The following is a 22,381-nucleotide window of genomic DNA, read 5'->3' as shown; positions in this document are numbered from 1 at the left end:
TGGAGAGTCCAATGCCGCCCATCATCACGCGCCTGGGGGCGCTGCTGACTCTTTGCCTGGCGCTTGATGTGACAGCCCAGACCAATGCCTGCCCGGCTGGCGAGAAACAAGTGTGCCTGGATGGCTGCATTTGCCTGCCAGACGTGGTGCCTGATGGCATCTACCAGATCGCGGCGCCTGCCCTGGCATTGTGGCTGACCCAGGCCCGTGCTGAAGCTGCGATTGCCGGCACCCAAGCCATTCCACCGCGCATCCGCGAGCAGTTGCTGCATTGGTACGAGCCCGGCGTCCTCGATACCGCGCGCTACAGAATAAGCGACAACGGCCAATTCAACGCCGCCACTGCCATGCTGCAAAACCCCGATGTCGGTGCCGTGACGCTGATCGATATCATCCTGTTCCGGGACGCTCAATCCGCAGAACAGGACATCGAGCTCTGGGCTCACGAACTCAAACATGTGCAGCAGTATCAGGATTGGGGGGTGTCGGGATTTGCCCAGCGGTATACGCAGGATTTCAATGCGGTAGAGGCGCCGGCTTATGCCATACAGGCTGAGGTCAGGCGCTCGGTGCGGGCGGGGGTTTACTGAAGGGCAGCGTACTCAAGATCAGGGCCGTCGCACTGATCGAGGCTCCCAGCAGGCAAACGGCAGTCCAGCCCCATAGCGCATACACCTGCGTCGCGGCAGCGGCACCCAGTGCGCTGCCCACCGAGTAAAAGCACATGTAGGCGCCGACCATGCGACTTTGGGCGTCGGGCCGTGTCGCGAAAATCAGGCTCTGGTTGGTGACGTGTACGGCTTGCACCGCGAAGTCGAGCAAAATCACCCCGCAAACCAGCGCGATCAGCGAAGACTGCGCAAAGGCGATGGGTAGCCAGGACAGCGTCAGGATCACCAGCGAAATGCCGGTGACCCGTTGCCCCAGACCCTGGTCGGCCCAGCGTCCGGATCTTCTGGCAGCCAGGGCACCGGCGACGCCCGCCAGGCCAAACAGGCCGATGACCGTGTGTGATAGCGACAACGGAGGGGCGCTCAACGGCAGCACCATGGATGTCCATAGTACGGAAAACGCGGCAAAGATCAGCAAGGCCAACAGCCCCCTGATTCGCAACACCGGTTCGGTCATGAGCAGCGTGAAGAGCGAGCGGATGAGTGCCGGGTAAGTGTATCGACTGCGTGGCGTTGCTGCGCGAGGCAAGACTTTCCAGAACACCGCCGCAAGGGTCAGCATCAATCCCGAGGAAACGAAATACACGGCGCGCCAGCCTGCCAGATCGGCGATCAGCCCGGAGGTGAACCGCGCCAGAAGAATGCCCAGGACAATGCCACTGGTCACGGTCCCCACGGCCTGGCCACGTTGTGCCGGCGTTGCCAGCGCGGCGGTGCAGGCCACCAGCACTTGAACCATCACTGCCAGCAAACCCACGGCGATCATGGCCCCCAACAGGGTCAGCCATTGCTGTGCGGCGCCGACTCCCGCCAGTGCAATCGCAGACAGCAGCATTTGCGTCAGAATCAGCCTTTTACGGTTCAACAAGTCGCCCAAAGGGACGATGAACAGTAACCCCAGCGCGTAACCGACTTGAGTCGCCGTCACCACAAACCCGATCATTGAGGGGGCCACATCCAGGCTCCGGGCCATTGAATCGAGCAAGGGTTGTGCGAAGTAGACGTTGGCGACGGCGAGCGCGCAGGTGACAGAAAACACAAACGTGAGTTGCGCAGAAAGCCCCGAAGCCTGCGCGGCGAAAGGATGGGTGGCTGAATCGGTACCTGCTTTCATGTGAGCCTCCGTGGCGCTAAACTGGTTTCAATTAGCAACTTGATTCAATTGTTATCGAATCAGGTTTCATATTGCAACCACATTGCTCAAGACCAGACGACTGAACTGGCCGTCCTTATCCAAAAGGTAAACACCATGGTCGCAGACCCTTCACCGCAAGGCAGCGAATGCCCGGTAGCACGAACACTGGAAGCCATTGGGGATCGTTGGTCGCTGCTGATCATTCGCGACGCGTTCGACGGCATTCGCCGATTCAGCGAATTTCAAAAAAGCCTGGGGGTGGCCAAGAACATTCTGGCATCGCGCCTGAAGACGTTGGTTGAGGCCGGTGTGTTCGACGTTCAGCCTGCGTCGGATGGCAGCGCCTACAAGGAATACGTCCTTACAGAGAAAGGACGGGAGATCTTTCCGGTGGTGGTCAGTATGAGGCAGTGGGGCGAACGGTTTATGTTCGCGCGGGAAGAAACGCGCTCGGTATTGCTGGACAATGAGTTCGGCCAGTCCCTGATGCCGATTGAAGTACGCTCCGCGAGCGGTCAGAAACTTGGACCGTCCGACTGCCACCGAGTGAGGGTGGTTGCCGAGGAGTCTTGAATCGAACGGTTGAAGGCGAATCAGTCGAGCAGCGCCACCAATCGTGGTTTCATTGTGGGCGGCTCGAGCGGCACTGTGGTTCCAGACATCAAGGGGATGTCTCCTGCACCGGGCATTGTTGAACGAAGCGGTCGATCAACCACCTCGCCGCCGGCCCCGGCGGCAGATCTGTGCGGTAAATGATGTCGAAGGCGTAAATCCCGCTTTTGTATTCCGGTATGTTCAGTTGCACGAGTCGGCCGCTTTCCAGATCTTCCCGGACCATTGGCGCGGGCATGTTCCCCCAGCCGATGCCCTCACGCAGCAACATGTGTTTGGCGCCCAGGTCCGCCAGGCGCCAGGTGCGGTTACTGAGCACCGCGAAATCCTTGCCCCTGGTCAGGACCGAACGATCGGACAGCACCAGTTGTGTGTGCTCTCGCCCGGCGCCCGGAACGTTCGCGTCGCTTGAAGCCAGCGGATGATTCGGCGCCGCCACGGGAATCAACTCGACACTGCCGACGCCTATTCTTTCGATGCCGTCGATGCCCTCGTTCATGGGGCCGCTGACGCCGATGATCGCACCTCGGTTGATCACCAGCTCAGTGACGGCACCGAGGGCTTCCATGTGCAAGTGCAGGGCAACCGTCGGGAACTCTTCGCGAAAGGATTTGAGTGCGTCCACCACGCGCTCGGGGGGCAGCATGACATCGAGCACCACGTGCACTTCGGCTTCAAGCCCCTGGAGCAGGCCCTTCACTTTGGCGCGTAATCCATGAACACCGTTGGCGATGGTCCTGGCTTCGGCCAACACCGTGCGGCCGGCATCGGTGAGCTGGGGTTTGCGGGTCGTCTGGCGATCGAACAACGACACCCCGAGCTGCATTTCAAGATTGGCGATCGAGTAGCTGACGACCGACGTGGCGCGATGCAGTTTTCTGGCGGCCGCCGCAAAACTGCCGACTTCCACGACCGTCAGGAACACCCGCAGTTGGTCCAGTGTCGGTGTTCCCGGGTCAGAGATCATGCCTGTTTCCTCGAACCAGATGTCCCTGAGCAAATTGCACGATTTAACTCCTTTACCGGATATGTGGGCTGGCTTTTCTAATTTATAGAATCTAATGATCTAAATTAGTCAGCTATTCAGGTTAGCTGATGCAGGGCAACATTTCTTCACCCGGGCGGTTCAAGTCGAATCGCACCCAACCGAAGGAATTGCCCCATGACGACTTCTGCAAACATCGCTCAAACAACCACTTCTGAACAGAGCCGTTCTGATGTGGCCCAAGCCTCAGCTTCGTTGATCGGCCGCGTACTGCTCAGCGTAATCTTCATCCTTTCCGGTTTTTCGAAACTCGCCGCTCCGGCAATGATGGTCGGCTACATCGGTTCGGTCGGCCTTCCGTTTCCACAATTGGCACTGGCGGTGGCGATCATTGCGGAGATCGGCGGTGGCCTGGCACTGATCGCCGGCTACCGTACCCGTACCGTCGCCGCCGTACTGGCCGTGTTCAGCGTGTTTACCGCGCTGGCGTTCCATAACGCACTGGGCGATCAGAACCAGTTCATCCACTTCTTCAAGAACATCGCCATGGCCGGTGGCCTGTTGCAGGTCGTGGCCTTCGGTGCCGGTCGCTTCAGCCTCGACGCTCGCCGTCGTTGATACGTCCGCGCTGCGCAGGGCCCGCGCTCTCGCAGCGCAAATGTTTCGGCTTCATCGACATCGTCGGCGGTTACGCGACCAAAGCCGTTGCCCAGGTTTCCAAACTGGCGCTCAATCCAAAATCGATCAGTGTCTTGCAGGCCGGCGCTGTCCCGGCAACGGCCCTGACGGCCTGGCAGGCGCTGACCGAGCACGCTGGCGTGCAACGTCGCCAGAAAGTGTTGATCCATGCCGCGGCCGGTGGCGTGGGCAGCATGGCCGTGCAGATTGCCAAGTACCTGGGCGCCGAAGTCTACGCAACGGCCTCGGCACACCATCAAATCCCTGTGTTGGGTGACGAGTGTTACTCGCGATCCCGATCTACAGCACGCCTCACCTGGTTCAACAGATGGTCGACATCCTCGGCGGTGGTGGCGAACGAGGTGACGAAGCGAACGACATTCGGTCCCCAGCGATCATGGTAGAACCCGAACCCGGCCTTTAGCAGGGCATCGATCATTGCCGAGTCCAGCCGACAGAACAGGATGTTCGCCTCGGTGCCGCCGAGCACCTCAACCCCACTCAGGCCAGCAAGTCCCTGGGCCAGGCGCTGGGCGGCAGCGTTGGCCTTGCGTGCGTTGTGCAGCCAGAGATCGTCGGTCAGGTACGCATTGATCTGCGCCGACAGAAAACGCATCTTGGAAGAGAGATGGCCTGCGCGCTTGCGCCGGTAACTCATCTCGGTGGCGAGGGAGGTGTTGAACAGCACGATGGCTTCCGCCGCCAGCGCGCCGTTCTTGGTGGCACCGAACGACAGGGCATCCACGCCGGCCTTCCACGTCATCTCGGCCGGGGAGCAGCCAAGCGACACCAGGGCGTTGGCAAAGCGCGACCCATCCATATGCAATCCCAGGGAAGAGGACTTGCAGACGTCACCAATGGCTGCGATTTCGTCCAGGGTGTAGAGGCTGCCGACTTCGGTGGCCTGGGTGATGCTGACGCAAGCGGGCTGGGTCGTGTGCACGTCGCCGACTTTGTCGCGGGTGCGCTCGCGCAGTCGGACGATATCCAGCTTGGCCGCCGGGCCGTCGACGGTCATCAGCTTCGCGCCGTTGGAAAAGAACTCCGGCGCGCCGCATTCATCGTTGTTGATATGGCTGGCCGGATGGCAGTAGATGTTGCCCCAGGGTGGCGTCATCGCGCTCAGGCAAAGCGCGTTGGCGGCGGTGCCGGTGGGCACGAGAAAGACCTCCACGTTGCGTTCGAAGATTTCGCAGAACTTGCGCTGGACCTGCGCCGTCAACTCGTCGGTACCATAGGGACTCGCCTGGCTCGTGCTGTGTTTGACCAGGGCTTGTACCACCTCCGGCGAAGCACCGGCGATGTTGTCACTTGAAAAACCCAGCGCGGGCGGTCTGTTTGTTTCACCGTTCATCATCCAGTTCTCGGCTGCGCAGGCGAAGGTGTTTCGCCCGGATTGGCGCATCCTATGGAGAGGGAAGGTTGTTGCGCTTGTAAAAAATTGACAGCTGAAGGCCTAAGTCCTGTAGCGCGATGGCGCGACGCCGAATGCCTGCCGAAAGGCGCGGTTGAAATGGCTTTGATCGTAGAAGCCGACGGCGTGGGCGACCTCGACGATGGGTTGCGCGCTGCGAGAGAGCAGACCACAGGCCCGTTCGAGACGCAGGCGAAGCAGCCACGCGTGGGGCGTCATGCCGACCGTGCGCTTGAACTGCTTGAGAAACGGGAAACGGCCCAATCCGCACAGGCCTGCGAGATCATCAAGGGTGATTCGCTGATCGATGTGACTGAAACAATAGTCCCTGACGCGAGACCATTGCAGAGGCGACAGGGTGCCGGTAATCGTTTCGGGCTTGATCGCCCGTGACTGGCTCAACAACTGTTCCAGCAGGGTGAACCATTGCGTCTGCACCGCGAGGCTGCCGGGGCCAACGCACTGCTGCATCGCTTCGTGCAAGCCGCGCAGGTTGCCTTCAAGCCCCGGGTCTTCGAGCAATACACCGGCCAATTCAAGCTCTTTCGGATGACCGCTGATTTCCTCGGCCAGGCTCGCGACCAGCGCCTGGGACAGGCGGAATGTCTTGAGCGTATAAGCGCCGCCGCCCTCGGACACGCCATCGTGAATTTCACCCGGCGGCATCAGGGCAACACCTCCTGGTCCTAAAAGAAACGACTCGCCTTTGGATCGATGGCGCTGGATGCCCTCGGTGACAAAACCAATGTGCAAATCGAGGTGGTAATGACGATCGAAACCGACATCCGCAAAACGTGCGGACCCCAGCACCAGGCCTGGTACTTCGGAGACGTGATGGTACTGGGCATGCTCAGTCATGAAACCCGTTCAACAATCGGCGAGGAGGGCGAAAGACTCAAAGTCTAAGTGTGTCAGAGGTATGGATCCATGGGTAGCCAACAACTGGCCTGAGGTTGTGCATGAGTCATTGAGTGTCAACCGAACTTGCTCGGCATGGTGATGTTGCGCAGCTTGTCCGCTGCGCAACGTCCAGTAGCTGCCGCTAGCTTTGTGGCACCACCCGCGCTTCGTTTCCGGCACCCTCGACATACACGTTCATGCCTTTTCTCAGCACCGGATTGATCGACTGGGTCACCTGAACCAGTACGCCGCTTTGGGTGCGGACGATGATCTGCTGTGCGTCCACGGGCTGATCATATTTTTTCTTTTCGATGTAGTTGCCGCCTGCCGCGCCCGCGAGGGCACCGGCGACCATCGCCACATCCCGGCCGGTGCCCCCGCCGATCAGGCTGCCCAGGCCCAGACCGCCGATACCACCCAATATGGCACCGACACCGCTGTCGTGATTGGTCTGCATCTGGGTCTGTGTAATCTCCTCGATTTTCCCCGAGCGAATCTCCGTCTCGCCAGCGCCTCCGCTCCCGGCACCCACCGCGGCACAGCCGCCAAGCACCAGTCCAAAAAGCGCTAACGTCAGCCAGGAAGCGATTGTTTTCATCGTCGAACTCCATTTTTCAGAGGAAGTGGGTCATGCAAACGCATCCAATGACGTTAGACGAAAAAATCCGGTTCAGGCGCTTGTTTGGCTGTGCACAGCACTTGAGGTTGGCCAGGCTTTGTCTTTCTTGGAAGCTGATGATCCGCGGGTACCTTTGAGCCGCAGGGTTGCAACCAGGTTCAAGATGGACCCCGTGTGGCGCGCGAGCAAGCTCCCTCGCCACAGGTTCAGTATCCCCCTTGACTGACCGATCAGGACGAGCCCGCTCCCGCAGGGTGTGCGCTCAACCCAAGCCTGTGAAATCGCTGGCGTGCAGCTCCTGGACGCCCACCAGTTGGATTTCGAATTCCGGGGTGGCGTCGGCGTTGACACTGCCCTGGAGAACGCCATCGGCAAAGCGTAGTTGGCCGGTGGCGTTGGCCGGGTCGAAAGCGTTGCTGCCAATGAAGGTGAAGGCGTCGACAGCGGTGGTCAACGGCTTGGCGTCCAGGCCGGTGAAATCCAGATGATCACCCTCGGTGCTCTTGAAACCGTTGATCACATCGCGCAAAGCCCCGACGCCCATGTCCGACAGCGCACTGAACGCGAAGGTATCCGCGCCAGTGCCACCGGTGAGGTTGTCGGTGCCTGCACCGCCGATCAGTCGGTCATCGCCCGAACCGCCCACCAGCGTATCGTTGCCCGCACCACCGTTCAGAACGTTCGCGGCGCTGTTGCCCGACAGACTGTCGGCGTAGGCGCTTCCCGTCAGGTTTTCGCAGAACTTCAAGGTGTCGAGCCCGGAGCCCGCGGTGTTTTGTTGCGCCGAGGTCGAGAGGTTTACGTTAACGCCGGACAGGGCGCGCGCATAAGACACCGTGTCAGTGCCATCGCGCCCGTCCAGCACGTTGTTACCGGCTCCGGCGAACAGCGTGTTGTTCAGCGCGTTGCCCGTGCCATTGGCGGCGCCAGTGCTATCGATATACAGATGCTCGATGTTGTCGCCGAGGGTATAGGCTGCCAAGTCGCTGTGCACACGGTCGCTCCCTCCAGACACTGCATTGCTGTTGGTCTCGATCACGGCGTCATCGGCGTTGTCGACATAGTAGGTGTCGTTGCCATCGCCGCCACTCATGCTGTCGGCTCCGGCGGCACCGTCGAGCAGGTTATTGGCGGCATTGCCGGTGATGAAGTTGTGCCGTTCATTGCCGGTGCCGTTGATGTCCGACACGCCGCTGAGCACCAGGTTTTCCAGATTGGCGCCCAGAGTCCAGCTGACCGAGGCCTGCACCGTATCGATCTGCGAGATCGAGGTGCTGGTTTCCACCACGCGGTCCAACGCGTTGTCGACCACATAGATATCGTTGCCATTGCCACCGGTCAGGGTGTCGGCGCCAAGGGATCCATCCAGTGTGTCGTTGCCCGAACTGCCCGCCAGGGTATCGGCCTGGTCGGTACCGGAAATCATGTTCCGGGCGTTGTCGAAAATGTCCTGCACGCTGTTGTTGTCGTTGGGGTTGCCCTGCAAGCCAAGGTCACCGGCAATGTAGTCGGCCAAACGCTGGCCGACGATCTCCGCCGACTCCTCGTGCAGGTGCCAGACGTCGTCGGGATACGTCAGCGGATCGACTTCGTGGCGCAAGGGGAGGTCGGTGTAGTCCACCGCCAGCTTGACGTCGACGCGCTCGGCGGCGATGGCTTCCTGGGCGGCGCGGACATAACCAGCCCCCTCGACGATGGAGGCAATTTTTTCCTCTGAATAACCACGGGCCCGCGCCGCGTCCTGGTCGTAGTGACCGGTTTCCATCAAGTACACGCTGAAGTTGCCGAACTGGGCATGCAGGTAATCAAACACCTGCAGGGTCGCGGCCTTGTACGCCGCTGCTGCTGCAGCTTTGTCCGTGGCGCGGCCGATCTCCTGGGCGGCTTCCTCGCCCTGGCCCCAAATGATGCCCATGGTGACGTTATTGATCGATTGCAGTTCGCTGAGCTGGCCTCGCAGCAGCGTTACGGCGCGCAATAACGCCGCGCCGGGCTGGTTGGTGTCGGTCAGCCACCAGCACAACTCGAGCTCCCCGGCGCTGAGTGTCGACAGGCCGGTGACCGTGCTGCCCCCCACTGCGATGTCGATGCCGTTGCCATCGGCGTCGGTGAATTGGCTGCGCACATCATAGGGGGTGTAGCGGTCCAGGTCGTTGACCAGCATCGAGGTGCCGGACTGACCGTCGTCCTCGGTCATGCGCAGCAGGCGCGCATTGGATTGGCCGAGGGTGGGCAGGTAGAGAATGTCCTGCCGGGGGCTCTCGCCGAACACAAAGTCGCTGGCGGTCAGGGTGTTGATGTAGTTGCCGTTGAGGGCGATTTCAAAACGATTGCCATCGGCATCCGCTTCGGCGGACTTGATGTAGGTCTTGTCGCCGGCCGCGTTGAGGGTGATGTACAACGTGCCATTGTTGCCATCGCCGAGGCCGATAATACCCAGGCCTGAAACATCGATCTTGTCGACGCCCGCGGTGAAGTCATAAATCGTGTCGGTGGCCGAGACACCGCCGGTGTCGTAGTCACGGTAGCTGTCGAGCACGTTGCTGTAGCGGAAGGTGTCGGCACCGTCGCCGCCGTACAGCGAGTCGCGTCCGGCGCCACCGTCGACGATGTCCGCGCCGGTGCCAGCCTTGATCGTGTCGTTGCCACCGAGGCCGAGGATCAGGTCCGCACCCGCCGTGCCGTTGAGGGTTTCGGCGTTGTTGGTGCCGGTGATGGTATTGGCGGGTACATCGGCCACGACAAGGGTGAAGCTATCACTGACCGATGCTCCGGCCGGGTCCGTGGCCTTGACCAGCACGTTGTAACTACCGGACGCGGTGCTGGGCGGCGTGCCGGTGAAGGTCAGGTTGGCGGCATTGAAGACCAGCCAGCCGGGCAGGGCGCTGCCATCGGCCAGTTTGGCGGTGTAGCCGAGGCTGTCATTGTCCGGATCGGTGAAGCTGGTCGCTGGCACCACGTAACTGAACGGGGTGTTTTCGGTCGCGCTCTGATCCAGCAGCGGATTGGCCAGCACCGGTGCCTGGTTGGTCGGTGCCGACGTGGCGAAGACGAAGTTGGCGCTGGTCAGCTTGTCGAGGTAGTTGCCGTCCAGCGCCACTTCGAAACGGTTGCCATCGGCGTCGGCGGCCAGGGACTTGATGTAAGTCTTGGTACCGGTACTGTTGAGTGCCAGGTACACGGTATTGTTCTTGCCATCCCCCAGGCCGGTGAACCCCATGGCCGAGAGGTCGATCTTGTCGGCGGTGATATCGAAATCGGTGATCAGGTCGCCAAGGTTGGCACCGCCGGTGTTGTAGTTGCGGTAACTGTCCAGGCGACTGGAGAACACAAAGACGTCCGCTCCGGCACCTCCGGTGAGGGTGTCCATACCCGCGCCGCCGTCGAGCCTGTCGTCGCCCGCGCCGCCACTGAGGCTGTCGTTACCCGCCAGGCCGAGCAGGGTGTCGGCCGAATCGCTGCCCAGCAGCGAGTCGCTGGCGCCGGTGCCGGTGATCACACGATTGAAGATGAAGTGGCTAGCGGTCAGGGTGCCGGTGAGGTTGCCCGAGAGAATCAGTTCGAAGCGATTGCCGCTGGCATCGGCATCATAGTCCTTGATGTAGGTGCGGTCGCTGCTGGCGCTGTAGCTGACCTGCAGGGTGCCGCCACGGCCATTGCCCAGTCCTGTGAAGCCGAGGCCGGCGAGATCGATCTTGTCCTGGGTGACGTCGAAGTCGGTGATGGTGTCATCGAAGCTTGTGGTTGCGTTGCGGTAACTGTCGGACTGAGCGGTGAAACGGAACGTATCGGCGCCGGTACCGCCGGTGAGTTTGTCGATGCCTGCACCCCCCACCAGAATATCGCCACCGGCTCCGCCATTGAGGGTGTCGTTGCCGGCAACGCCGTAGAAAATCTCGCTGTCGGCGCTGCCCAGCAGGGTGTCGTTGCCGGCCGTACCTTGCACGATGGTCATCGGCACCGTGGCGCTGACGTAGCTGCCGTCGCCATAGATCAGCGTGGCGCCGCTGCTGGTGTGACTGATGGTGTTGCCAATAATGGCGTTGCGATCAGTGCCGTCTTCATTGCGCTCCGCGACGCCGTAGGTCGACAGGTCGCTGCCGCTGATGAGGTTGCCCTGGATGGTGTTATCGCTGCCGTTGAAGTACTTGCCGGACACGCCCAGGGTGTCGTCGTAGGACTGGATGATGATCTCCGGGACGGGGCTGCCCAGGGAATTGTTGTTGAGCGTGTTGTCGATGATCTCGACGTGGTTGCTGCCGTAGATGCGCACACCGGCGCTGGCGTTGTCGTGAATGTCGACGCCGCTGACGGTCACCTCGCTGGACAGCTTGATCAGCACCCCTTCGGCGCCGTTGCCGTACACCTCGCCACCGGTGATGGTGATGTTGCTGGGGGAGGGGATGTCCTCGCTGCCGCGCTGCACCACGATGCCAGTGCCGCCATTGTTGTAGGCAACGTTATTGGTGAGCGTGAAGTCGTGGGTGCTGGTAACGATGTTGAAACCGTGCCGGTCGTTGTCGTACGCGACGTTGTTTTCGAAGGTGCTGTCGCTGAGGAAGTCGGCAACGAAACCGTCCAGGCCGTTGCCGTGGGACACGCTGTTCTTGATGACCATGTTGACGGTCTGCTCGTGGGGGTCGAAACCGTACCCGGAGCAATCCTTGATCTCGACGCTGTCGAGGGTGACGTTGGAGTCGTAGCCCGCTTCGCCTGGAATGTAGCCGTTGAACCAACCGTCGATCTTGCCCGTGGTGTTGTCACGGTTGCCGTCGATGGTGAGGTTGCTCACGCCGAAGTCGTGGGTTTGCTCGCCGTAGGCGGAGCGGATGACTCCGGTGATCTTGGTGTCGGAGCCGTCAGCCACCTTGACGGTGGTTGCGCCCATGCCGTCGCCGTACAGGTAGACGTTGCTCTTGAGCATCAGGCAGCCGTCGGAGGGTTCCTCACCTCCCGAAACGATATAAGTTCCGGTCGGCATGTACACCTGCCCCCCGCCTGCAGCGGCCGCCGCATTAATTGCATTTTGTATCGCCGCCGTGTCGTCAGTGATGCCATCTCCTTTGGCGCCAAAATTTTGTACATTGAAAATCATGAGTTTATCTCCGTATCAGGCGAAAACCTCGGTAGTGCCAATATTCAATCGACAGCTAAGGCTTTATGACCCAACGGAGCGCAAAAGTTGCGACCGCATATCGGGGAAGCGTCAAGAAAACAGAACCAACTGATTAGCGGTTATGAGATGTTTCGAAAAAATAACGTTTTGTTGACGCTCGCTCGGGTAGCGAGGTTGCAGTGGACCAGCCAAGGAGTTGGCGCAAAGCTGTGTGGGAGGTGCCTGGAGGATCCTGGGCGATTCAAGTGGGCTCTACGTCTTCGGGTCGACAGAAACGCGTCACAACCCATGACATTGATGTTTGAGCGTCAACTGCGGTTTTTGGGGATGGAATTGCCCATCCGCGAATTCCACCGATGATCGTTAAGAGTGGGCTACTGCTACATACATGATTTAGCTTATGGGCGATGACCGATGTTCATAAGCGGCTGTAACCCTGGGTTTTGAGACCCGTTAGCCCGAAACCGGGTTAGAGTGTTCATCAATCTCTGTTCATAAGGGACCCTCCACTCGATTCGCGTAGTTGCGCCAAAGGGTTCCAGCGAACGAACAGGGCAAAAAAACCGTATATCAATCGTTATGTGAAAAATGAATCGTCCGCTGTTTGTTTCTCTGGATGGGCCCAAGGGAGCCGGCAAAACCACACTGTTGGAGGCCGTCACGAAAGTACTGAGGGCAGGCAACAAAAAAGTGATTCGACTTTGCGAGAAAAAAAGCGATCCCTATAGGGGTGAAACAATGACCCTCGTGAACAAATTCGTCAGAAATCCCACCCGCGATTTGGAGTTGGAGGTTTGTGAGCGCTTTGCTGATAGCCGTACCTGGATTTCCCGGCACGTGCTGGCTAAACAGCCACCAGGCAGCATCATCTTGATCGATCGCTGGTACCCGTCTGATGCCGCGTTTCGCCGGATAGTCCCGTTTGCAGAGATTCTACAGTTGAACATCGATCGAAACGTGCGAGTGCCCGACCTGCATGTCGGGGTTGTCACCGCCCCTGATATTTCATGGGCGAGGGCAGCGGCACGACGGCGTGGGCTGAGCAGTACCGTGATCCATAAGCTGGAAGAACATGTCGCTTGTACCAAGGCGTTCGAACGAGCGATTGCAGATCACGGCTGGGTTTTATGCCGCAATGAAGGAACGATCGAAGACGCAACGATGCAGGTGATTTCTGAGATCTATAGAGTCCTTCGATGCTAGCGAAGGCGCCAACAAACGCCCCGACATGTTCGGGGCGTTTGTTTTGTGCTGGAAAAAAGCCTTTCAGCCAATTAATACCATCAATAGGTGAACATCAGCTGTAATGACTTGCCGAGCCAGCAGCGGGTTTGAGTTTCCTGGTATGGGTCAGCTGATAGGCAATCGCCAGCCATATGAACCACCCTGGCATGACCGTCAAGGCAATACGGGTGTCAGGTCTCAATGCCAGCAGGCAGAGAACGAAACCCAGAAACCCCAAGGAAAACCAGGCCATCGGCACGCCGCCCGGCATCTTGTAGGCCGATATCGCATGTAAATCGGGTCGTTTTTTGCGATAGGCAATGTACGACGCGAGGATGGTCGACCAGGTGAAAATCACCAGGATTGCCGACACGGTAGAGACGATGGTGAACGCGGTCATGACTTCTGGAACGATGAACAGCAACAACACGCCTACCAGCATCAACAGTGTGGTGAACGCCAGGCTCAGCAGAGGCACGCTATTGCTCGACAGACGTCGGAAAATCCCCGGAGCGTTGTCCTGATTAGCCAATCCAAACAGCATGCGACTGGATGAAAATACGCCACTGTTGGCCGATGAGGCGGCGGATGTCAGTACCACGAAGTTGACGATGCCGGCTGCTGCGGGAAACCCTGCAACCAGAAACAGTTCGACGAAGGGGCTCTTGTTGGGCGAAACCTGTTGCCAGGAAGTCACTGCAATAATGCAGGCCAGTGCCAGCACATAAAACAGGATGATTCTCAGCGGAATCGAGTTGATGGCTTTAGGCAGGGTCTTCTCGGGGGAGCGTGTTTCGGCGGCTGCAGTACCGATCAGCTCGGTGCCCGCAAATGAGAAAATCGCCATCTGGAACCCGGCAAAGAAACCGAACAAGCCGTTGGGGAAGGCGGCCTGTTTATCCAGCAAGTGGTTCAGGGATGCGGTGACGCCACTGGGTGAGACAAAGGAGCTGGCAATCAGGACCATGCTGACGCCAATCAGGGTGACGACGGCAATGATCTTGATGATTGCGAACCAGAACTCCACTTCACCAAAGAGCCTGACAGTCAGCACGTTCAAGGCAAACAGTGTTATCAGCATACCGATGGCCGGTATCCAGGCGGGTACGTCGGGGAACCAGTACTGGAAGAATCCGCCGACCACCACTGCATCACCTATCACTGCAACGCTCCAGCTTAACCAGTATGACCAGCCGAGAAAGAATGCTGCGCGTGGGCCAAGGTAGGCACCGGCAAAATCCGCGAAGGTTTTGAAGTTCAAGTTGGAAAGTAACAGTTCGCCCATGGCGCGCATGACGAAGTAGACGAACAGACCGATGATCATATAGATGAGGATGATCGACGTGCCGGAGAGGGCGATGATCTTGCCGGACCCCATAAACAGACCGGTACCGATGGCGCCTCCCATGGCCATTAACTGAATGTGACGATTGCTGAGCGTGCGCTGCAGCGCGGGCTGTTCAACCCGCTCGGACGGAGTCGATTTCATTACAAAACCTCTTGATTTTATGTTTTTGAGTTTTGGCAGAAAGTGGGTGTCTAGCGTTCTTGTTAGAGATCCAACGGCTACTGACGATGGTGGGTTGCGGGTGGCAGGGTTTGTCGTCCACTCACAGGGTGAGTAGCTCCCCGGCACTTTGCTCAGGGGTATCACCTATGGCTATCAGCTCACTGTGCGTAGGCGCGAGGGGACGATTGCTGGCGGTTGATCAACCAGCTGGTATAGGTTTTTTATGTTGTCAGGCGTCGGCACCAGATGGATGCGCTCTCCGATGGCATGCTCCCGCGCCAGGTCATGCACGTAGCGCAGTGACGAAAAGTCTTCGAGGGCAAAACCCACCGAATCGAACACGGTGACCTGTGCGTCGTTCTCGCGGCCCGGGGCTTCGCCCTGAACAATCCGGAAGAATTCGACGACGGGAGAGTCGGCCTCCAATTGTTGAATATCGCCTTCAATTCGGGTTTGAGGTTCAAACTCAACGATGACCCGGGCGTTGCGCAGGATGTCGGCGTGCAGTTCGGTTTTCCCTGGGCAGTCACCACCCACGGCATTGATATGCATGCCGGGCTCGATCATCTCGGGCGTCAGAATCGTTGCATAGGTTTTGTCTGCGGTGACCGTGGTGACGATGTGCGCGCCCTTGACCGCTTCCTGTACCGAGTTGGCCAGAATCACCTCAATATCCGGGAACGCTGACAGGTTGTGCTTCAACTTGAGTGAAGCGTCGCGATCGAGATCGAAAATGCGGATTTGCTTGATGGACAGCATTTCGTGGAAGGCGAGGGCCTGAAATTCGCTCTGGGCACCGTTGCCGATGATTGCCATTGAGGTTGCACCGGGGCGGGTGAGAGATTGTGCGACCAATGCGGAAGTTGCTGCCGTGCGCACAGCTGTGGTCAGCGTCAGTTCACTGAGTAAAGTGGGATAGCCACTGTGGACATCGGCCAGGACACCGAAGGCCATGACCGTCAGCATATTGCTTTGACCGTTGCCCGGGTGACCATTCACGTATTTGAACGAGTACTGTTGGCCATCGTCGGTGGGCATCAACTCGATCACACCGTCGGCCGAATGATTGGCGGCACGGGGCGACTTATCAAACTGTGCCCAGCGCAAATAGTCCGCTTCGATATAAGTGGCCATTTCGCGGATTGCCCGGCGAATTCCCACCGTGGCGTACAGGCGTGCAGCATGATCGACGTCTATAAAAAGAGTCATGTTTTTATTCTCCGATTCAATAGTTGAAGCGTTGCGATTCAGGGGATGACTCAGGGGCGTTTGCTCTCGTAGCCATGCAGCACGTTGACCGCATTGATCCCGATCTCATCGACCATGTAGCCACCTTCCATGACGAATAGGGTGGGGCAGCCGACGCTCGCGATCAGCTCTCCGATGCCGATGAAGTCTTCGCTTTCCAGCAGGAAGTGGCTGATGGGGTCGTCCTTGAACGTGTCGACGCCCAGTGAAATCACCAGCACTTCAGGGGCGAACTGCTGGAGTTTCTTACAGGCGTGGAGCAAGGCGTTGCGATAACTTTCCCAGGTGGTGTTCTTCGGCAGCGGATAGTTCAGGTTGTAACCTTCGCCCTCGCCTGTGCCGGCTTCGTGGCTGAAGCCTGAGTAGTACGGGTAGGACACCGCCGGTTCGCCGTGCAGCGAGACAAACATGACGTCACTACGCTCGTAGAAAATGTTCTGGGTGCCATTTCCGTGATGAAAGTCGACGTCCAGTACCGCGACACGATTGGCACCTTGGGTAATGGCCTGTTGTGCAGCAATGGCGGCGTTGTTGAGATAGCAATAGCCGCCCATGTATTCACGCGCTGCGTGATGGCCGGGCGGTCGGCACAGGGCAAAAGCACTGTCATGGCCTTCATCGATCAGTGCCAGGCCGGTGAGCGCGATGTCTGCACTGGTTTTCACCGCTTGCCAAGTGGTGGCGGTAATCGGGGAGCCGGCGTCCATGGCGTAGAAACCGAGCTTGCCGTCGATGAACGTCGGGACTTGCTCGTTGGACAGGTCACGCACTGGCCATACCAGCGGTAGGGCGTCGTGCGTACGTCCGGTGGCGCACCATTCAGTCCAGGCGCCTTCTAGAAAGCTGACGTAGCGCTCGCTGTGCGCATTGACATAACACGACCGGTCAAATGCTCGCGGTTCGACGATCTGGCCAAGGCCTACCTGCTTGACACGCTTATGGACGGTATCGGCCCGACTGGGCTGTTCGAACGATGGCTTGAGCACGCCGTCTTTCAATTCGGTGCCGTGGTGCAAGCGGTGGGAATCACTGAAAACTGTAAACATTCTGCGCATCCGTTAATGTGAACCAGTGCAAGTATTCTGTTCCGGCCGGGATGCGCTTTCTTTGCTTTGTTTTCGTGGTTTGCTAGATTGTTCGGGCGTTTTTACTCTGGAATGGCGTAATGCAGAAAAAATTATCCAAACGCATCAGTCTCGACGATACCGACTTGGCAATCCTCGCATTGCTGCAAGAAGATGCGAGTATTTCCAACGCTGAGCTCAGTGAGCGCTTGTCGTTAAGCCTCACACCTTGCTGGCGGCGGCGTAAGAGAATGGAGGAGGCGGGTGTGATCAAGGGCTATCAGGCGAACCTTGATCGACGAATGCTGGGGCTGGATATCATGGCGTTCGTGCACATCCGTTTTTCCACCCACGCCGATCACGCTCCGGACGCCTTCGAGGCGGTGATTGCGCAATTGCCCGAAGTATTGTCCTGTCACAAGATCACCGGCGATGCCGATTACGTGCTGCAAGTGTTGGCAGAGGATCTTGATAGCTACAGTGACTTTATCGAGCAGGTGCTCAGGCGTCAGGTGGGTATTGCGTCCATCCAGTCCAGTCTGGCTTTACGCGAGGTCAAGACCAGTAGCCGTATAGCGATACCCAAATCGAGCAAGGAGTGAATGGGCAGGGGGTAGATCACCTTTTGAAACCCTGCCTTTGACGTAGCCCCGTTGTAGTCAACCGACACACTGGAGCCTGCTTTAATGCCACGGTCTCCATAAATCGACTCCATGACCAACGCATGGTAGTCCGCGCCAGATCATCTTCTGTAATATGCAACGCACATCCCACTATGAGCGTTGAAAATGGAATTTCACTCGATTCTTGCCTTTACCCTGGTCGCTGCAATTGCCATTGCGAGTCCAGGACCTGCGACCCTGATGGCGATCAACAACAGCTTGGCCCACGGACAGCGCAGCGCCGTGTGGTCGTCCCTTGGTAATGCCAGTGGCCTGTTCTGCCTGTCGGCCGCTGCCATGTTGGGGCTGGGGGCGTTGCTTGCCAGTTCCGAATGGCTGTTCAATGTGGTGAAGATCATCGGTGCCGGCTACCTGTTCTACCTGGGGCTAAGGCAGTTGTTCAAGAAGAGCCCGATGCTCGCGGAAGGTATGCAGGATGGCTCGAAGAAGAGCAGGCCCACTCGCTTAAAACTGTACAAGTCGGCTTTCCTGACGGCAGTGACCAACCCTAAGGCGACGATGTTCTTCACTGCGCTGTTCCCGCAATTCATCGATCAGAGCGCGACGTTGCTGCCGCAGTTCCTGATCCTCACCTCGATCTTCATGGCGTTGTCGGTTACGTCGCTGAGCCTGTATGCCGCGCTTGCCTCCCGGGCCAAGGGCGTGCTGACGCGGCCTGATTTGTCCCGGTGGGTTAGCCGGGTGGTAGGGTCGACGTTCATCTGCTTCGGAGCCGCCATCCTGACCATGCGTCGACAGGCTGCATAAGAGAAGGGCGGCTAGTCGCTCGTTCGGGCATCACCGAATTAACTGAATCTCATAGCGATGCCCTAACCACCAATGGACAATCAACTGGCTGGGTTCCCGATACGTCGAGGGTCTCGATCAGGTGCCGGGCAGCCTTGCGACCGATCTCGTAGTACGGTAGTTGCACCGTGGTCAGCGGCGGGATGAACAGCTCAGCAATACCGATCATGTTGTCGTAGCCGAGCACGGCGACATCGTCGGGAATTTTCAGGCCACGGCCCAACAACAGCTGATAGGCACAAAAGGCAATGCGGTCGTTGCCACAGATCAGAACATCGAACTGGGGACGACCTTCGATGATGTGCCGGTCGAGGATGGCTGCGGTTTCACCATAGGCATCATGATCGGAAAGGTCGTATTGCAGCAGTGCGTCAGGCGCCAGGCCGAATGCCTGACAGGCACGCTGCAGGCCTTTTTGTCGCAGGCCCCAGGCCAGGCTCTGTTTGGGCAGATTGATGCACAGAGGGCGTCGATAGCCTTGGCTCAACGCGTGATGTACGGCGCGATACTGCCCCGATTCGTCGTCCGGCACATAACTGACCAGGTGACTGTCATCGGCCAGGCAATTGGCGAGGACCAGGGGTTTGCTCTTCAAGCGCTCGGGAATGCTCACCTGGCGAAACCCCATGGCGCTGAAGATCAACCCGTCGGGACGGTGCGACAACATCAGGTCGATGTTCTGGTCGGTGGGCGGATTGCTCAACAGGTTGAGGATGAAGACATTCCAGCCGGCTTGCTGTGCGGTCTGTTCGATGGACAGCAACAGTTCGACCGCGAACGGTGTGGTCGCGGTGTCTAGCGCGAACACTCCGATGGTTCGCGACTGGAGGTTGTCGCCGCGCATCTTGCGCGCCGACAGGCTCGGTACGAATTGCAGTTCATCAATGGCGCGACGCACCCGCTGAAGGGTTTCGGGACTCAGTTTTTCCGGATTATTGAGCGCTCGAGAAACCGTCATCAGGGACACGCCGGCCAGCTGTGCAACATCTTTCACTGAAGTCATGCGAGATGAGACCGGTCAGGTTGACGCAGAATCATGACACAGGGCCCGGGCTTCTCGCGACTCGAATGACGCGGCTCATAGCCATCCAGAGCCGAGAGGCCATGCCTTGGGAATCGAGACACGCCCGCCACTTCCGCTGGTAAACAGCTTCACGCCCAGACTGTCGGGCCGCGGATAGAAGCGACTGCTGAGGCTGAAGCGCCCGTTCGCGTCGAACACCTCGATGGACGAGCGATCGAGAAACACACGCAGTTCCAGTCGCTCTTGTGTCGGGTCTATCGCCACGCTGCGCTGACCGGTGACTTGTGCACCCGAGCGGTTGCGGTCAAGCACCAGACGCTGCAGTGATGCATCGTAATAGAGCAGGGTTTCTTCCTGGCCATCATCGCTGCAACGCAAGGCGATTCCCAGGTGGCCGTCGGTGCAGTCGAGCAAATCCAGATGCACATGGATTTCGAGCCTGTCGCCATTCACTTCCCGCACCCATCGGGCTCCCGACCCATCCCACCAGGACGTGCCCGGTATTGGCTCCTTGCGTAAGGCGGCGAGCTCCCGAGCTGGATACACGCAAAGCCGATCGGCGTGCAGTTCAAGTTCGCGCGGCAACCCGAGCATGCCGCACCAGTGATGGGCCTGGCTCGGCATCGGGCTTTCCCACATGTCGAGCCACGCCCACACAAGACGCCGACCATCGGCGGCCAGTAGCGTTTGCGCGGCATAGAAATCGTGGCCGTTATCCAACTCGATAAAAGGCCCGCCGGTGAAGTGCCATTTGCTGTCGAGTCGGCCCACTCGATAACCGGTCTGGTACTTGTTGAGCCGTTCGTAACGCTCGGGTTGCATGCCCTGAGGGGAGTAGAGCAGCACATCGCGCCCGTTCAATCGGAACAGATCCGGGCACTCCCACATATAGCCATCGCCCTCACTGCCGCTGGACACATAATCGAGGAACTCCCAGGCATGCAGATCCGTGGAACGGTATAGCGGCAGTAGCGGTTTATCAGCCAGACGCGCGCCGGCAATCAGGTACCAATAGTCATCCTCCTGCCATACCTTGGGGTCACGAAAGTGCATGATCGTGTCTTGCGGCGCGTTCTCGATGACGGCGCCATGCTTGACGAACCGGATGCCGTCGGTGCTGGTGGCCAGGCACTGGACTTGGCGGATCGAGCGTTCGTCACCCACTTCTCCCAGCCAGGTGTGCCCGGTATAGATCAGTGCCAGGGTATCGCCACACACCACCGCGCTACCGGAAAAACAACCGTCACGGTCGAAGTCGTCGCCGGGCGCCAGCGCAATGGGCAAATGTTGCCAATGGACCAGATCGGAACTTTTGGCATGCCCCCAATACATCGGGCCCCATTTCGCTTCGAAAGGGTGGTGTTGATAGAACACATGGTATTCGCCACGAAAGTACACCACCCCGTTGGGGTCGTTCATCCAGCCCACGGGGGGGGCAAGATGATAATCGGGTCGATAATCGTGGATGACACGAGACAGGCCATCACTGAGCGCATGCTGCGCAATCTCAAGGGCAGTGGACATTGGAACACTCATGGAATTCAAAGACACAGTCATAGGGCGCCTGCTCGTGCCGAGCGTAGAGGGACGCCATCCGGCAGGGTTTCAATGGCGTGAGGGTGGCGCTTGAAGGCCGTGCCGTCGGCGTCGAACAGGTGCAGGTTGTCGACGTCCAGTTGCAGCTCGACCCGATCGCCCGCCTGCCATCCGGCGTTGACCTCACAACGACAGATCAGTGGCTCGTCCTGACCTGTATCCAGGTGCACATAGGTTTCACTGCCCAGGTATTCGACCCCGGTCACGACGACGCCGGCAGTTCCCTGCGCCGCCTTGAGCGACATGTGTTCCGGGCGAATCCCCAGGCTCAGTGGGGCGTCCGCCGCCAGGTTCGAGCTGTCGAAGGGCAGGGAGGTCATACCCAGGACGGGAGTTTCGACCAGGCTGGTTTCACCCGGGGCATGCAGGCGTGCCGCCAGAAAGTTCATTCTGGGCGAACCGAGAAAACCGGCGACAAAGCGGCTCGCCGGACGCTCATAGAGTTCGCGCGGTGAGCCGACCTGTTCTACGTGACCGCCATTGAGCACGACAATTTTGTCGGCCAGGGTCATCGCTTCCACTTGATCGTGAGTGACGTAGATCATGGTCGAGCCCAGTCGGGCATGCAGCCGGGCGATTTCGTTGCGCATCTGCACCCGCAAGGATGCATCCAGATTGGAGAGCGGCTCATCAAACAACAAAATGTCCGGCTCACGCGCCATGGCTCTGCCCATTGCCACACGCTGACGCTGCCCTCCAGACAGTTCCTTTGGCTTGCGTTGCAGCAGTTTGTCCAGCTGCAGGATTTGCGCAGTTTTCAGTACGCGCTCGCGCAAGCTGCTCTTTTCAGTCTTGGCCAGTTTGAGACCAAAGCTGATGTTGTCGTAGACGCTCATGTGCGGGTACAGCGCATAAGACTGAAACACCATGCCGACGCCACGCTCGCGCGGCTCCAGGTCGTTGACCCGTCGCCCGTCGATCAGCAGGTCGCCGCCGCAGATCGAATCCAGCCCGGCGATCAGCCGCAGCAGGGTCGATTTTCCGCAGCCCGAAGGGCCGACGAACACCACGAATTCACCCGCAGCGATCTCCAGGCTGACGTCGCGAAGAATCCGCGCGCCGCCCAATTGTTTGTTCACGTTGTCCAGTTTCAATTTGATCACGATGCTGTTCCTT

At 59.0% G+C, this 22,381-nt stretch carries 18 protein-coding genes and 1 pseudogene; 7 read left to right on the top strand and 12 right to left on the bottom strand.

Annotated elements, in window-relative coordinates; translation table 11 throughout:
* The first annotated feature begins 11 nt into the window (after positions 1-11).
* Positions 12-590, top strand: a complete 579-nt coding sequence (locus ASD95_RS15800) for an eCIS core domain-containing protein (RefSeq protein ID WP_056724926.1) — start codon at positions 12-14, stop codon at positions 588-590.
* Here the strand turns inward: ASD95_RS15800 and ASD95_RS15795 are convergent.
* The gene (locus ASD95_RS15795; protein ID WP_056724924.1) at positions 559-1,785 is read right to left on the bottom strand and encodes an MFS transporter; all 1,227 of its coding nucleotides are present in this window, start codon (positions 1,783-1,785) and stop codon (positions 559-561) included. The two genes, ASD95_RS15800 and ASD95_RS15795, sit on opposite strands and share 32 nt — an antisense overlap.
* A 135-nt stretch (positions 1,786-1,920) precedes the next feature.
* Here ASD95_RS15795 and ASD95_RS15790 point away from each other — a divergent pair, with 135 nt between their 5' ends.
* Positions 1,921-2,379, top strand: coding sequence for a winged helix-turn-helix transcriptional regulator (locus tag ASD95_RS15790; protein WP_056724922.1), 459 nt, complete (start codon positions 1,921-1,923; stop codon positions 2,377-2,379).
* Positions 2,380-2,467: 88 nt separating this feature from the next.
* Here ASD95_RS15790 and ASD95_RS15785 read toward each other — a convergent pair whose 3' ends face one another.
* The gene (locus ASD95_RS15785) at positions 2,468-3,385 is read right to left on the bottom strand and encodes a LysR family transcriptional regulator (protein WP_056724920.1); all 918 of its coding nucleotides are present in this window, start codon (positions 3,383-3,385) and stop codon (positions 2,468-2,470) included.
* A 195-nt stretch (positions 3,386-3,580) separates the two neighbouring features.
* Here ASD95_RS15785 and ASD95_RS15780 point away from each other — a divergent pair, with 195 nt between their 5' ends.
* Both ASD95_RS15780 and ASD95_RS29890 read left to right on the top strand, forming a co-directional pair.
* Positions 3,581-4,021 carry a DoxX family protein gene (locus ASD95_RS15780; RefSeq protein WP_056724918.1) on the top strand — a complete coding sequence of 147 codons (441 nt, stop codon included), beginning with the start codon at positions 3,581-3,583 and terminating at the stop codon, positions 4,019-4,021.
* 44 nt (positions 4,022-4,065) lie between these two features.
* A pseudogene (locus tag ASD95_RS29890) lies at positions 4,066-4,338 on the top strand (NADP-dependent oxidoreductase); the annotation flags it as partial.
* Positions 4,339-4,364: 26 nt separating this feature from the next.
* Here the strand turns inward: ASD95_RS29890 and ASD95_RS15775 are convergent.
* The 4 genes from ASD95_RS15775 to ASD95_RS15760 form a co-directional block, all read right to left on the bottom strand.
* Positions 4,365-5,435, bottom strand: coding sequence for a threonine aldolase family protein (locus tag ASD95_RS15775; protein WP_056724916.1), 1,071 nt, complete (start codon positions 5,433-5,435; stop codon positions 4,365-4,367).
* Positions 5,436-5,537: 102 nt separating this feature from the next.
* A complete protein-coding gene (locus ASD95_RS15770; RefSeq protein WP_056724914.1) occupies positions 5,538-6,353 on the bottom strand; it encodes an AraC family transcriptional regulator in 816 nt (271 codons plus the stop codon).
* Between the two features lie 184 nt (positions 6,354-6,537).
* Positions 6,538-6,993, bottom strand: a complete 456-nt coding sequence (locus ASD95_RS15765; protein ID WP_056724912.1) for a glycine zipper 2TM domain-containing protein — start codon at positions 6,991-6,993, stop codon at positions 6,538-6,540.
* Positions 6,994-7,276: 283 nt separating this feature from the next.
* Entirely contained in the window at positions 7,277-12,109 is a 4,833-nt protein-coding gene (locus ASD95_RS15760; protein ID WP_056724911.1) for a M10 family metallopeptidase C-terminal domain-containing protein, read from the bottom strand.
* Positions 12,110-12,718: 609 nt separating this feature from the next.
* Between ASD95_RS15760 and ASD95_RS15755 the strand changes: the two genes are divergently transcribed.
* The gene (locus ASD95_RS15755; protein ID WP_056724909.1) at positions 12,719-13,333 is read left to right on the top strand and encodes a dTMP kinase; all 615 of its coding nucleotides are present in this window, start codon (positions 12,719-12,721) and stop codon (positions 13,331-13,333) included.
* 94 nt (positions 13,334-13,427) lie between these two features.
* Here ASD95_RS15755 and ASD95_RS15750 read toward each other — a convergent pair whose 3' ends face one another.
* The 3 genes from ASD95_RS15750 to ASD95_RS15740 form a co-directional block, all read right to left on the bottom strand.
* Complete coding sequence (locus tag ASD95_RS15750) at positions 13,428-14,843, bottom strand: amino acid permease (RefSeq protein WP_056724906.1); 1,416 nt, start codon at positions 14,841-14,843, stop codon at positions 13,428-13,430.
* A gap of 174 nt (positions 14,844-15,017) precedes the next feature.
* On the bottom strand, positions 15,018-16,073 hold the full coding sequence (locus ASD95_RS15745; RefSeq protein WP_056724903.1) for an ornithine cyclodeaminase: 1,056 nt from the start codon (positions 16,071-16,073) through the stop codon (positions 15,018-15,020).
* Positions 16,074-16,123: 50 nt separating this feature from the next.
* The gene (locus tag ASD95_RS15740; protein ID WP_056724901.1) at positions 16,124-17,158 is read right to left on the bottom strand and encodes a histone deacetylase family protein; all 1,035 of its coding nucleotides are present in this window, start codon (positions 17,156-17,158) and stop codon (positions 16,124-16,126) included.
* Positions 17,159-17,277: 119 nt separating this feature from the next.
* Here ASD95_RS15740 and ASD95_RS15735 point away from each other — a divergent pair, with 119 nt between their 5' ends.
* Complete coding sequence (locus ASD95_RS15735; protein WP_056724899.1) at positions 17,278-17,778, top strand: Lrp/AsnC family transcriptional regulator; 501 nt, start codon at positions 17,278-17,280, stop codon at positions 17,776-17,778.
* A gap of 186 nt (positions 17,779-17,964) precedes the next feature.
* Entirely contained in the window at positions 17,965-18,606 is a 642-nt protein-coding gene (locus tag ASD95_RS15730; protein WP_056724897.1) for a LysE family translocator, read from the top strand.
* Positions 18,607-18,655: 49 nt separating this feature from the next.
* On the opposite strand, the gene ASD95_RS15725 is transcribed toward ASD95_RS15730, so the two are convergent.
* The 3 genes from ASD95_RS15725 to ASD95_RS15715 form a co-directional block, all read right to left on the bottom strand.
* On the bottom strand, positions 18,656-19,648 hold the full coding sequence (locus ASD95_RS15725) for a LacI family DNA-binding transcriptional regulator (protein ID WP_056724895.1): 993 nt from the start codon (positions 19,646-19,648) through the stop codon (positions 18,656-18,658).
* A 75-nt stretch (positions 19,649-19,723) separates the two neighbouring features.
* On the bottom strand, positions 19,724-21,226 hold the full coding sequence (locus ASD95_RS15720; RefSeq protein ID WP_056724894.1) for a glycoside hydrolase family 32 protein: 1,503 nt from the start codon (positions 21,224-21,226) through the stop codon (positions 19,724-19,726).
* Positions 21,223-22,368: an ABC transporter ATP-binding protein gene (locus ASD95_RS15715; RefSeq protein WP_056724892.1), complete on the bottom strand. Its 1,146-nt coding sequence runs from the start codon at positions 22,366-22,368 to the stop codon at positions 21,223-21,225. Before ASD95_RS15715 ends, ASD95_RS15720 begins: the two co-directional genes overlap by 4 nt.
* Positions 22,369-22,381 lie beyond the last annotated feature (13 nt).

This window comes from Pseudomonas sp. Root71 (genome assembly GCF_001429045.1).
Classification (GTDB): Bacteria; Pseudomonadota; Gammaproteobacteria; order Pseudomonadales; family Pseudomonadaceae; genus Aquipseudomonas; species Aquipseudomonas monachiensis.
This window is presented reverse-complemented; position numbering and strand designations above follow the sequence as displayed.